At 37.8% G+C, this 13,202-nt stretch carries 9 protein-coding genes; 8 read left to right on the top strand and 1 reads right to left on the bottom strand.

Going from position 1 to position 13,202, the window contains the following annotated elements; genetic code table 11:
* Positions 1-55 precede the first annotated feature (55 nt).
* A complete protein-coding gene (locus GWI68_RS05530) occupies positions 56-1,486 on the bottom strand; it encodes an MFS transporter (protein WP_166539639.1) in 1,431 nt (476 codons plus the stop codon).
* Positions 1,487-1,622: 136 nt separating this feature from the next.
* Here GWI68_RS05530 and serC point away from each other — a divergent pair, with 136 nt between their 5' ends.
* The 8 genes from serC (at position 1,623) to lpxK (ending at position 12,946) form a co-directional block, all read left to right on the top strand.
* Positions 1,623-2,711 (top strand): 3-phosphoserine/phosphohydroxythreonine transaminase, encoded by a 1,089-nt coding sequence (gene serC / locus GWI68_RS05525; protein WP_166539638.1) that lies wholly within the window; start codon positions 1,623-1,625, stop codon positions 2,709-2,711.
* A 193-nt stretch (positions 2,712-2,904) separates the two neighbouring features.
* Complete coding sequence (gene aroA, locus GWI68_RS05520; protein ID WP_166539637.1) at positions 2,905-4,191, top strand: 3-phosphoshikimate 1-carboxyvinyltransferase; 1,287 nt, start codon at positions 2,905-2,907, stop codon at positions 4,189-4,191.
* Positions 4,192-4,504: 313 nt separating this feature from the next.
* On the top strand, positions 4,505-5,191 hold the full coding sequence (gene cmk / locus GWI68_RS05515) for a (d)CMP kinase (RefSeq protein WP_109408797.1): 687 nt from the start codon (positions 4,505-4,507) through the stop codon (positions 5,189-5,191).
* Between the two features lie 173 nt (positions 5,192-5,364).
* Positions 5,365-7,038 (top strand): 30S ribosomal protein S1, encoded by a 1,674-nt coding sequence (gene rpsA / locus GWI68_RS05510; protein ID WP_036938108.1) that lies wholly within the window; start codon positions 5,365-5,367, stop codon positions 7,036-7,038.
* 63 nt (positions 7,039-7,101) lie between these two features.
* Complete coding sequence (gene ihfB, locus GWI68_RS05505) at positions 7,102-7,389, top strand: integration host factor subunit beta (protein WP_006537420.1); 288 nt, start codon at positions 7,102-7,104, stop codon at positions 7,387-7,389.
* 530 nt (positions 7,390-7,919) lie between these two features.
* On the top strand, positions 7,920-10,178 hold the full coding sequence (locus GWI68_RS05500; protein WP_243733301.1) for a DNA internalization-related competence protein ComEC/Rec2: 2,259 nt from the start codon (positions 7,920-7,922) through the stop codon (positions 10,176-10,178).
* A 36-nt stretch (positions 10,179-10,214) separates the two neighbouring features.
* Positions 10,215-11,960 (top strand): lipid A ABC transporter ATP-binding protein/permease MsbA, encoded by a 1,746-nt coding sequence (gene msbA, locus GWI68_RS05495; protein WP_166539635.1) that lies wholly within the window; start codon positions 10,215-10,217, stop codon positions 11,958-11,960.
* Positions 11,957-12,946, top strand: coding sequence for a tetraacyldisaccharide 4'-kinase (gene lpxK / locus GWI68_RS05490; RefSeq protein WP_166539634.1), 990 nt, complete (start codon positions 11,957-11,959; stop codon positions 12,944-12,946). The genes msbA and lpxK overlap by 4 nt, the downstream gene beginning before the upstream one ends.
* Positions 12,947-13,202 lie beyond the last annotated feature (256 nt).

Here is a 13,202-nt window from a genome sequence, read left to right as displayed (position 1 = left end):
GAATAATAACAAGGCCTCATTAATGAGGCTTTGTTATTTTTAAAGAGTGAAATGGCTAATTTGTTTTAGCTCGAGAGACAACAACTCTTGCTGTAAAAAAAGCAATTAATGGCGTTATTGCAAAAACAATAAAGAGCCAATGTGCAGCATTTTGAGCGCCTATCATGCCACCCGGATCTGTTAATCCTGCCATATTAACCACCGTCCCTGAGATAGAGGCACCAACAGCCGTTGAAAACAATTGGATAGTGGTAATAGAAGTTGCTGCTTTTTGGGCTTCTTGCCCTTGAGAGACATGCAATACACGAGTTAAATAATGGGGCCATGCCATACCTATTCCAGCACCTGTAAAAAAGAGGGCTATACAAATAATGATAATTTGCCCATAAGGTATGGTTAGAACATTAGAGATAAATAAACCAAGGATAACAATGGCTGAAAAGTTAATCATTGGACCAATACGCATTAATTTTTGAGCAGTAGATTGTTTACTTGATGAAGACACAATGGCAGAGAAAGACCAACCTGCACCAACCAATGCTGCTAAATAACCCGAAAGTAGAGGGGTAATATTATGGATAATTTGCAAGAAATAGGGCACAAAGACTTCTGTTTGTACACTGATCCCTAATAAAGCCATGGTGAGATATATTGGTGCTAATGGTGCAGAAAAAGAAAATGTTCCTTTAGGAAATAAGCCATCATTTGATCTTTTATCAATATTGACTAGCAGTAAAATAAAGATCACTGCAAATATAAAGGATAAGGTGTTATATAAAATAACGTTATAAAGACTGCCAATAGAAATAGATAATACAGCGAGCATTAATAAAATAAGCTGTTGAGAAGGTAACGGCGCTTTGGCGACAATATTATCAGCATTATTTTCGGTAGGAAGAATAGTAAATAATAAAATAGCGTAAGGAATACCTACAAATAAAATAGACCAAAATGCGCCACGCCAAACATCATATTCAGCAAATATTCCACCCAGTGCGGGACCTAATAGTGTCGATATTCCCCACATACTAGACATTAACGCCATGGCTCTGGACCAAAGTGGTTGAGGAAACATGACTCGAACTAACGAGTAAGCAAGTGCCAGCAACATTCCTCCGCCAGCCCCTTGAATAAATCGCCCTAAAAGCAATATCTGCATTGAGGGTGCTGTTGCACAAATAACAGAGCCAGATAAAAAGCAAATGGTGGCAAAAAGATAACTATTGCGAGGTGCAAATGCACTCAGCAATCGTGAAGTTAATGCAGAAGAAAGAATTGAAGCCAGAATAAAAACAGTGGTGTTCCATGCATATAAATTGAGCCCACCTATATCTCGGACAACAGAAGGCAGTGTTGTTATCGTGATATAAACATTAATTGCATGTAATGCAACGCCTCCTGCTAAAGCGAGCGATTTTAGACTATTTTTTCCATGAAGAAGCATTCTCCAGCTTGCTTCCTCTTTTTTATTTACACTCCCCGACATAAAACACTCCTAACCGTTATTTTTACGCACTGCGTATTATGCGTTAGCTCACAATAATCATTGCGCCAATTTAACGAGAATGATACAACCGATAAAGGTCATTTTGTAAAAACATATTCAGATAGGGTGAATTTGAATGAGTCAGTTATATAACTTTAGTGCAGGTCCGGCTATGTTACCGGCAGAAGTCCTTCGTCGTGCAGAATTAGAATTATGCAACTGGCATGAACTGGGGCGCTCGGTCATGGAAATCAGCCACCGCAGTAAAGAGTTTCTTGAAGTTGCTCATCAGGCAGAGCAAGATCTTCGTGATCTTCTCAATGTGCCAGAAAACTACAAAATTCTTTTTTGCCATGGTGGGGCACGAGGTCACTTTGCGGCTTTACCTCTCAACTTGTTAGGTGAGAAGACAACCGCTGACTATATTGATGGTGGTTATTGGGCGAAAAGTGCAGCCGAAGAAGCTGAAAAATATTGTTCGCCAAATATCATTAAAATTAAAACAGAAGTTGATGGCAAAATTGGTGTTAAGCCAATGAAAGAATGGCAATTAAGTAATGATGCCGCTTATGTACATTATTGCCCAAATGAAACCATTGATGGTATTGCCATTCATGAAGAACCCAATTTTGATGACAACAAAATTGTTATTGCTGACTATTCGTCTTCTATTTTATCTCAACCGATAGATGTTAGTCGTTTTGGTGTTATCTATGCGGGTGCACAAAAGAATATTGGCCCTGCGGGTTTAACTATTGTCATTATTCGTGAAGATCTATTAGGTAAAGCGCACAAAGAAACACCTTCTGTGTTTGATTACACAGTGCTTGCTGAAAATGACTCCATGTTTAATACACCACCTACCTTTGCTTGGTATTTATCAGGTATGGTCTTTAAATGGCTGAAAGAGCAAGGTGGTTTGCAAGAGATGGCAAAACGTAACTATGAAAAAGCAGCGCTTCTTTATAGTGCAATTGATAATAGCGATTTTTATATCAATCGAGTTGCTACAGAAAATCGCTCACTAATGAATGTACCTTTCCAAATGTCTTCCCCTGAATTAGATTCAGTCTTCTTAAAAGAGGCCGAAGCTCAAGGGTTAGTCGCATTAAAAGGGCACCGTGTATCTGGTGGTATGCGTGCATCAATTTATAACGCAATGCCATTAGCTGGTGTTCAAGCATTAGTTGATTTTATGGCTGATTTTGAGCGTCGCCACGCATAATACATACATTATATGTCTAGGAAGCCTATGTGAAAGTAGGTTTCCTTTTATCCAAAGATGTTGATAATGACAATCAAATTATCCCAGTACTAAAAAATAAATAAAAACAATAAGTACCTAAATCGTTTTATTATTTTTTGATTAAACAGCATCCCATCTTATTTTATTTGTTTATCGGAGTTCTTACCTGTTTATGGAATCGTTGACATTACAGCCTATTGCTCATATTGAAGGCACTATTAATTTACCAGGTTCAAAAAGTGTCTCTAATCGTGCGTTATTATTAGCCGCTTTAGCTAAAGGTAAAACACGTTTAACTAACCTATTAGATAGTGATGATATTCGTCATATGCTAAATGCATTAAAAGCATTAGGCGTGCAGTATCAATTATCAAATAACAATACAGTTTGTGATATAGAGGGTCTAGGTGGTGAATTTAAAACTAATTCACCATTAGAACTTTTCTTAGGTAATGCTGGTACAGCAATGCGTCCATTGGCAGCTGCATTAAGTTTAGGTTCGCATGACATTGTATTAACGGGTGAACCACGAATGAAAGAGCGCCCAATTGGGCACTTAGTTGACGCTTTGCGCCAAGGTGGTGCGAGTATCGATTATCTCGAACAAACAGATTATCCACCTATTCGTTTACGTGGCGGTTTTAAGGGTGGAAATGTAGCAGTTGATGGTAGTGTTTCAAGCCAATTTTTGACCGCCTTATTAATGACAGCGCCATTAGCTGAGCAAGATACAACTATTACAATTAAGGGTGAGTTAGTATCAAAACCGTATATCGATATTACCTTAGCGTTGATTAATACCTTTGGTGGCAAGATTGAAAATCAAAATTATCAACAATTTGTTGTGAAAGGCGGTCAACAATATCAATCACCTGAAAAATACCTTGTAGAAGGAGATGCGTCATCAGCATCTTATTTCTTAGCTGCTGCTGCAATTAAAGGTGGAACAGTCCGAGTGACAGGTATTGGCAAAAATAGTTTGCAAGGCGATATTCATTTTGCTTCTGTACTTGAAAAAATGGGAGCAAAAATACGTTGGGGTGATGATTATATTGAATGTGAACGTGGCTCGTTAAAGGGCATCGATATGGATATGAATACTATTCCTGATGCAGCAATGACCATTGCTACTACAGCGCTGTTTGCAAAAGGTGATACTGTTATTCGTAATATCTATAACTGGCGTGTAAAAGAAACTGACCGATTGGCAGCAATGGCTGCAGAATTGCAAAAAGTAGGTGCGATTGTAGAAGAAGGGCATGATTACTTAAAAGTCACTCCACCACAGCAGTTAACGACTGCAAATATCAAAACTTATAACGATCATCGTATTGCTATGTGTTTCTCGCTGGTGGCATTGTCTGATACACCTATTACTATTCTTGATCCAGGTTGTACAGCCAAAACATTCCCAGATTATTTTTATAAGTTAGAAACGCTTTCTCAGCGTCATGGTTAATACCCATTGTATTTAATAAAAACAAGTCAAATTTAAATCAGTTAAATCGGCAGTGTTGGACTTCTAACAGCACAATATTGCCGATTTTTTATTATGTTCAGACAAAGTTTTCTAAAAAATAACCTATCTATAAAAAATAATATTGAATAAATCTCTTTGGCCTTTATCTGCTTGTTTCTTCCTATACATTGTATGCGTATAATGACGCGCATACATTAATACTGTTTTTCTCTGTTTGAATTCAATGTCTATTATATCAATGTAATAAAAGCATCAAACACAGAAACACAGTGCCCATGAAAAGGAGAAACTCATGGCGGTTATCGTCCCTGTTATAACTGTTGATGGGCCTAGCGGAGCAGGTAAAGGAACATTATGCCAAGCATTAGCGAAAGCGTTTGGCTGGCACTTACTTGACTCTGGTGCTATTTATCGTGTGTTGGCATTAGCTGCTTTACACCACCATGTTGATATTACTTCTGAAGATGCATTAGTACCTTTAGCGGCAAATTTAGATGTACGTTTTGTTCCTAATGAGAATGGTTTAAGTGTTATCCTCGAAGGTGAAGATGTATCGAATGAAATTCGTACTGAAACAGTTGGGAATACGGCCTCACAAGCAGCAACTTTTCCCCGTGTAAGAGAAGCATTATTGCGTCGCCAGCGAGCATTTCGTACTGAACCTGGTCTTATTGCCGATGGGCGAGATATGGGAACGATAGTTTTCCCTGATGCTCAAGTGAAAATTTTTCTTGAAGCCAGTGCAGAGGAACGAGCACGTCGTCGCATGTTACAGTTGCAGGAAAAGGGCTTTAATGTTAACTTTGAGCGCCTTTTATCCGAGATAAAAGAACGCGATCACCGTGACCGGAATCGTGCTGTTGCGCCACTTGTTGCAGCGAAAGATGCATTAATTCTCGATTCTACAAGTTTGTCTATCGACGAAGTTATTGAAAAATCGTTAACTTATGCTAAAAAAAATCTGCAATTATCAGCGTAATTAATTTTTATTTCGTTTATACTAGGTAATTATCAAAATCGGGTTGACGTGTTAATGAAAACACAACAATGCCCGATGACCTTGTCACAAAGGATGTAACGAGGTATGTGAAACAACCCCATTCGGCCGGATGCTAAATGGACGTTAATTAAATTTACTTGAAGATCATTAACATGACAGAATCTTTTGCTCAACTCTTTGAAGAATCCCTAAAAACAATCGAAACTCGTCCTGGCGCTATCGTTCGCGGCGTTGTAGTTGCTATCGATAAAGACGTTGTTCTGGTTGATGCAGGTCTGAAATCAGAATCTGCTATCCCTGTAGAACAATTTAAAAACGCTCAAGGCGAATTAGAAATCCAAGTGGGCGACGAAATTGATGTTGCTCTGGACGCGGTTGAAGATGGCTTCGGTGAAACCGTTCTGTCTCGTGAGAAAGCTAAACGTCACGAAGCGTGGCTGATGCTGGAAAAAGCTTACGAAGAAAACGAAACTGTTGTTGGTATCATCAACGGTAAAGTTAAAGGTGGTTTCACTGTTGAACTGAACGGCATTCGTGCGTTCTTACCAGGTTCACTGGTAGACGTTCGCCCAGTTCGCGATACAACTCATCTGGAAAACAAAGAGCTTGAGTTCAAAGTCATCAAATTAGACCAAAAACGTAACAACGTTGTTGTGTCTCGTCGTGCGGTTATCGAATCTGAAAATAGCGCAGAACGCGATCAGTTATTAGAAAACCTGCAAGAAGGCATGGAAGTTAAAGGTATCGTTAAGAACCTTACTGACTACGGTGCATTCGTTGATCTGGGCGGTGTTGACGGCTTACTGCACATCACTGACATGGCTTGGAAACGTGTTAAACACCCAAGCGAAATTGTCAATGTTGGCGACGAAATCACTGTTAAAGTCCTGAAATTCGACCGTGAACGTACTCGCGTATCATTAGGTCTGAAACAACTGGGCGAAGATCCATGGGTAGCTATCGCTAAACGTTATCCAGAAGGTACTAGACTGACTGGTCGTGTAACTAATCTGACTGATTACGGTTGCTTCGTAGAAATCGAAGAAGGCGTTGAAGGTCTGGTACACGTTTCTGAAATGGATTGGACTAACAAAAACATTCACCCATCTAAAGTTGTTAACGTTGGTGATGTTGTTGAAGTTATGGTTCTTGACATCGATGAAGAACGTCGCCGTATTTCACTGGGTCTGAAACAGTGCAAATCTAACCCATGGCAGCAGTTCGCAGAAACTCACAACAAGAACGACCGTGTTGAAGGTAAAATCAAGTCTATCACTGACTTCGGTATCTTCATCGGTTTAGACGGCGGTATCGACGGTCTGGTTCACTTATCTGACATTTCTTGGAATGTTGCAGGTGAAGAAGCAGTTCGTGAATACAAAAAAGGCGACGAAATCGCTGCTGTAGTTCTGCAAGTTGATGCTGAACGTGAACGTATCTCACTGGGCGTTAAACAATTATCAGAAGATCCATTCAATAATTACCTGTCTGCTCACAAAAAAGGTGCTATTGTTTCTGGTAAAGTAACTGCTGTTGACGCTAAAGGCGCAACTGTAGAATTAGCTGACGGTGTTGAAGGTTACCTGCGTGCTTCTGAAGCTTCACGTGACCGCGTTGAAGATGCAACTCTGGTTCTGAATGTTGGCGAAGCTGTTGAAGCTAAATACACTGGCGTTGACCGTAAAAACCGCGTTATCAACTTATCTGTTCGTGCTAAAGACGAAGCAGACGAGAAAGACGCTATCGCTTCTGTAAACAACAAAGAAGAAGTTGGTTTTTCAAACAACGCTATGGCTGAAGCTTTCAAAGCAGCTAAAGGCGAATAATTTAAGTTATTAACGGAGGCAACGTTAATCGTTGCCTATTTATCGGTAGTTTAGGGAGGTAATATGACCAAGTCTGAGTTAATCGAGAGACTTGCAGGCCTACAATCTCATCTTTCGGCTAAGACGGTTGAAGAAGCTGTAAAAGAAATGCTTGATCATATGGCTGATACTTTAGCTGATGGTGAGCGTATCGAAGTCCGCGGATTCGGCAGTTTTTCTCTACACTACCGTGCGCCGCGTACGGGTCGTAACCCGAAAACTGGTGATAAAGTAGATCTGGAAGGTAAATACGTTCCACACTTTAAGCCAGGTAAAGAGTTACGTGACCGTGTAAATATTTATACGGAATAATAACTCCTGTCGAAATGGCACGATGTTAGTTAACTTTCTCAAAAACGGTACTTCGGTGCCGTTTTTTATTATCTTTTATTTGTGTTGATTATTTTTGATTGCTTCCATTGGTTAGTTTTTGATTGTTAGTCCTTTACTTCATTTACCATATCTATTTATTTTCCTTTTTATTGTCCTTTTTTATTTTCTTTCTTACTTTTCTTTGTATTACTTTATTGTACTTTGAACGTTATTTCTTGATTTAATTATCATAATTGTTGATTTGTTTTGTTTTTTTCGAGTTTGTTCTCAAAATATAATGTATACGACAATAAAAAACTTTCTTTTTATAAAGAAGTACGAAAAAACGTTCTAAAGAGCTACCTTTAATAAAAATATAACTTCATGATATTTAAAGATACTTATGAAGGGATGCAAAAATGATTTTATTGAGAGGAATAATAAGTATTTTGAGGTTAAAAATATTATCAATAAAACAATACTTTTTTTATTCAAAATATTATCAACGATTCTATTTTACAACACTGAGTTTGGATAGTATCGCTCTAGCAATATTATTAGGTTGTCTACCTCTATTATTTCAACATACACTTTTTAGTTTAACGACTTATTATATTGTAATTATTATTGCAATATCTTTATTACTTATTCCTTTTTCATTAATTCGTTTCTTAGCATTATTTTTATTCTTCTGGGTTTATTCTAATCTTATCGCATACTCATTGATGGTAAAAACAACTCAACTTGTTGATAATATTGTGTCATTTGAAACAAATATTGTTGAATATCGTCAATTATCAGATGGTAATATTATTATCAAAATTCCCATTCCAAAAGAGACATTTTTTTCATCTTCTATTTACGCCAACGTATATTGGAGAAATCCACCTAAAAATATCGAAATAGGGCAATTTTGGAAATTTAAAATTCAATTTAAAGCTGTACACAGCTATTTAAATGAAGGTGGATTTGATAGCCAAAAATATGCAGTCTCTAAAAAAGAAACCTTAACAGGAAAAGTGATGTTAGCTACATTCGTTCATGCTGATATTTCGCTACGTACTCAATTTATTCATTCTCTTTTAACCTATTGGCAAACAGCAAAAAATAAAGGTGAGATTATTGCGTTAGTTCTAGGTGATAAACGTGATATAGAGCATGAAAGAAAAGATCTTTATATGAAAACGGGAGTTGCACATCTTATTGTTATATCGGGATTGCATATCGGTTTAGCTGCACTTGTAGGGTGGGTTATAGCAAGGGGTCTTCAGTTTTTATTTCCCATTAAATGGATAAATACACAATTTCCATTGTTGATAGCTTGGGGATGTGGTGTATTCTATGCGACTTTATCGGGCTGGGGAATACCTGCAACAAGAGCTGTTATCGGATTAAGTGTTTGGGTGATCTTACATTGGCAAAGCCGATTATTTCTGCCTTGGCAATGGGCTCTTTGGAGCGCTGCCCTTATATTGATTGTTGAACCACTATCGATACTTTCAGCCAGTTTTTGGCTTTCGTTTTCTGCTGTATTTGCCATTATTTTTTGGTATTGGATGTATCCATTAAAAGCTAAATATAATCATCAAAAACGATGGTTTATTTTAAGACTAATTCACTTACAATTTGGATTGCTAATTATTTTATTACCGTTTCAATTCTATTTGTTTGGTGGAGCTAATTTTTTTAGTTTTATTGTTAATTTATGGGCAGTTCCTATTGTTTCATTTATTACAGTACCATTAATAATGTTTGGATTATTGACATCCTTTTTTTCATTTTTACAACCAATAATTTGGCACTGGGTTGATCTCTCTATTAATCTTGCTTTTTGGTGTGCTCCTTTATTTTTACCTTATTGGCAATATAGTGGTGCTATTCCTTTTTTATTGGGGTTTTTAGGTGTTGGTATTATTGCAATTATAAAAATGTCATGGTGGCGTCATCATTTTATTTTGCTTATTGCTATTGGTATTCTTTTATATTGTGAACTCACAACTTTCTCACGTTATCAATGGCGTATGTCTATGTTAGATGTTGGCCATGGCTTAGCTATTATTCTTGAAAAAGATAGAGAAGCGATTATTTATGACACAGGAATACGCTGGAAAAGTGGTGGTTCAATTGCAAAAAGTGTCATTATTCCTTATTTAAAATATCATCGGCTTAATCCTGTGGCATTAATCATCAGCCATGACCATTTAGATCATACGGGAGGTATTGATGATTTAATGATGGCTTATCCCAATTTAACACTTCGTAGTAGCTTTGATAATTCTTCACATTTACCCTGCTTACAGGGTGAATCATGGCAATGGAAAGGGGTTAAGTTTGATGCATTATGGCCACCAAATAAAGTTCTCTCACCTAAAAATAATCAATCATGTGTGATCAATGTAAGTGATGGTAAACATAATATACTGTTGACAGGTGACATTGAAAAAGAGGCGGAAATACAATTAATAAGGTCGAAAAATCGCCAATTAAGCGCTGATATTTTACAGGTTCCTCATCATGGTAGCCAAACATCGTCCACATTGGCGTTTATTCAAACAGTGTCGCCTAAATTTGCACTCGTTTCTGCTGCTCGTTATAGCCTTTGGCGTTTACCTTCTGATAAAGTACATCTTCGTTATAAAAAAGAAGCTATTAATTGGCTAACAACCTCTATTAGTGGGCAGATTTCGATCGAGTTTAATCAAGATAATATTGATGTATTTACCTATAGACGAGATATTTTACCTCGCTGGTATCATCAGTGGTTTGGTGTTTTGACGTTTCCCGAGTAGAATGACCGGCTAATTATTAAAAGTTTGGTAATATATATGAATGATATAGACCTATCAACGTGGCAAACATTCCGACGCTTATGGCCGATGATTCGGATTTTCAAAGCGGGTTTGATCGCTGCAGCAATTGCATTAATCATCAATGCGGGTGTGGATGCATTTATGATTTCTTTATTAAAACCACTGCTTGATGAAGGTTTTGGTAAAGCAAGTAATGACGTATTAAAATGGATGCCGATTGCTGTTATTGGACTGATAGTTCTGCGTGGTATATCTAACTTTATTTCAAGTTACTGTCTTTCTTGGGTATCTGGGAAAGTTGTAATGAATATGCGTCGCCGACTGTTTTCCCACATTATGGGAATGCCGGTGAGCTTTTTTGACCAGCAATCAACAGGAACTTTGCTTTCTCGTATTACATATGATTCAGAGCAAGTTGCGTCTTCATCATCAGGTGCATTAATTACAGTTGTTCGTGAAGGTGCCTACATTATCGGGCTCTTTGGCTTGATGTTTTACTATAGTTGGCAATTATCCATGATCCTCATTGTTATTGCCCCTATTGTTGCTATTGTTATTCGTTTGGTATCAACACGTTTTAGAACGATTAGTAAACGTATTCAAAATAGCATGGGACAAGTAACAACTAGCGCTGAACAGATGCTGAAAGGACATAAAGAAGTACTTATTTTTAATGGTCAAGAAGTAGAGAATAAGCGCTTTAATCATGTGAGTAACCATATTCGTCGCCAAGGTATGCGTATGGTTGTTGCATCGTCAATTTCAGATCCTATTATTCAATTAATTGCTTCCTTTGCGTTAGCATTTGTTCTGTACGCTGCTAGCTTCCCTGACATTATGAATACATTAACTGCAGGTACAATCACCGTTGTTTTCTCATCAATGGTTGCATTAATGCGCCCATTGAAATCATTGACGAATGTGAATGCTCAGTTCCAAAGAGGTATGGCAGCTTGCCAGACATTATTTGCTATTCTCGATATGGAACAAGAGAAAGACACAGGTAAACTAGAACTGAAAAAACCAACGGGTGATATTGAATTCCGTAATGTGACTTTCCAGTATGTGACAAAAGATACTCCTGCCTTGAAAAATATGTCATTTACTATTCCAGCAGGAAAAACTGTTGCATTAGTGGGACGTTCTGGTTCAGGTAAGTCAACAATAGCGAATCTGATCACGCGTTTCTATGACATCAATGAAGGGCAAATATTGATTAATGGTCATGATATTCGTGAATACACGTTGAAATCTTTACGTAATCAAGTTGCTCTTGTTTCTCAAAATGTTCACTTATTTAATGAAACAGTAGCAAATAATATTGTTTATGCTTGTGAAGACCAATACAGTCGTGAAGATATCGAAAAAGCAGCCAAAATGGCGCATGCAATGGACTTTATTAATAAAATGGATAAAGGCCTAGATACCGAAATTGGCGAAAATGGTGTTCTGCTTTCAGGTGGACAACGTCAACGTATCGCGATAGCGAGGGCTTTACTACGTGATTCACCAATTCTTATCCTTGATGAAGCTACATCGGCACTTGATACAGAATCTGAACGTGCTATTCAATCAGCTCTTGATGAACTGCAAAAAAATAGAACCTCTTTAGTGATTGCTCACCGATTATCAACCATTGAAAAAGCGGATGAAATTTTAGTTATTGAAGATGGTGAAATTGTTGAACGTGGCTCACACATTGATTTAATCGATCAAAAAGGTGTTTATGCTCAACTTCACAGGATGCAATTTGGTAAATGATTGAACGGATTTGGTCTGGTAAATCTTGGTTTTATCTCCTCTTACTTCCATTTTCATGGTTGTACGGCGCGATTACTCTATTAAGGCGCTTTGCATATCAAAAAGGATGGTTGTCATCATGGAAAGCCTCTGTTCCTGTTGTGGTTGTTGGTAACTTAACAGCAGGTGGCAATGGTAAAACCCCCGTTGTTATATGGCTTGTTGAGCAATTAATACTGCAAGGATTTAAACCAGGCATTGTTTCCCGTGGTTATGGCGGGAAATCAGATCATTATCCATTACTACTAACATCAGAGACCACACCTGCAATGGCAGGTGATGAGCCTGTGTTAATTTATCATCGAACAGGTGCACCTGTTGCGGTTGCACCTGTTCGACGAGATGCAGTAAAAGCCTTATTAGCACAACATGAACTTGATGTGATTATCACTGATGATGGCTTACAGCATTATGCACTACAGCGTGATTATGAAATTGTTGTTATCGATGGGCAGCGTCGATTTGGTAATGGCTGGTGGCTTCCTGCTGGCCCTATGCGGGAACGTGCGAGTCGCTTACATTCAGTCGATGCAATTATTGTTAATGGTGGTTTAAGCCAAGATAATGAGATAGCAATGGTTTTAGCGGGTGATATTGCAGTGAACCTTAAGACGGGTGAGAAAAAGCCAGTTCAACAGATAGCTAAAGCGGTAGCAATAGCAGGCATTGGTCATCCTCCTCGTTTTTTTAATTCTTTGCGCGAAAAAGGAATTGAATTAATTTCAACTCAAGCATTTAGTGATCACAGTGATTACAGCGCCAAAGAATTACAAGATTTAACACCTTTCAATGAAACTCTTATTATGACAGAAAAAGATGCTGTTAAATGTCAGCATTTTGCTCAAGAAAATTGGTGGTATTTGCCAGTCAGCGCTGAGTTAAATAGCCAATCTGTGCTAAAACAAGTCAGCAATTTAATTTACGGCTCGAAAAAAACTTGTATCTGATCTGAAACAATGATATTTATAGTGGAAATCAGGATAGCGTTACATAAAAGATTACCTACCCACAGTCGCATACCGCTTTTGTCGTAGTTCAATTTAACTCGCCAATACCCTATCTACTCAAAAGCCTTGTGTGGAGATTTTGTGGATCTTTAATGTAGACGTAATACTTTTATGCTGTGAATGCAATAGGCTTTGCACCTAATGGATTGTAGAAACTATTTTGAATGGTGATTATTAATCCTCCTTATATACGGTT

This window comes from Proteus sp. G2669 (genome assembly GCF_009915245.1).
Lineage (GTDB): Bacteria > Pseudomonadota > Gammaproteobacteria > Enterobacterales > Enterobacteriaceae > Proteus.
Note: the sequence above shows the minus strand (reverse complement) of the source record. Positions and strands in the feature narration are given on the sequence as shown.

What these genes read in the sequence shown, in the direction of transcription:
- rpsA (WP_036938108.1), top strand. Translation starts at nt 5,365, where the DNA reads ATGACAGAATCTTTTGCTCAACTCTTTGAAGAATCCCTAAAAACAATC.
- lpxK (WP_166539634.1), top strand. Translation starts at nt 11,957, where the DNA reads ATGATTGAACGGATTTGGTCTGGTAAATCTTGGTTTTATCTCCTCTTA.
- serC (WP_166539638.1), top strand. Translation starts at nt 1,623, where the DNA reads ATGAGTCAGTTATATAACTTTAGTGCAGGTCCGGCTATGTTACCGGCA.
- msbA (WP_166539635.1), top strand. Translation starts at nt 10,215, where the DNA reads ATGAATGATATAGACCTATCAACGTGGCAAACATTCCGACGCTTATGG.
- aroA (WP_166539637.1), top strand. Translation starts at nt 2,905, where the DNA reads ATGGAATCGTTGACATTACAGCCTATTGCTCATATTGAAGGCACTATT.
- cmk (WP_109408797.1), top strand. Translation starts at nt 4,505, where the DNA reads ATGGCGGTTATCGTCCCTGTTATAACTGTTGATGGGCCTAGCGGAGCA.
- ihfB (WP_006537420.1), top strand. Translation starts at nt 7,102, where the DNA reads ATGACCAAGTCTGAGTTAATCGAGAGACTTGCAGGCCTACAATCTCAT.
- GWI68_RS05530 (WP_166539639.1), bottom strand. Translation starts at nt 1,486, where the DNA reads ATGTCGGGGAGTGTAAATAAAAAAGAGGAAGCAAGCTGGAGAATGCTT.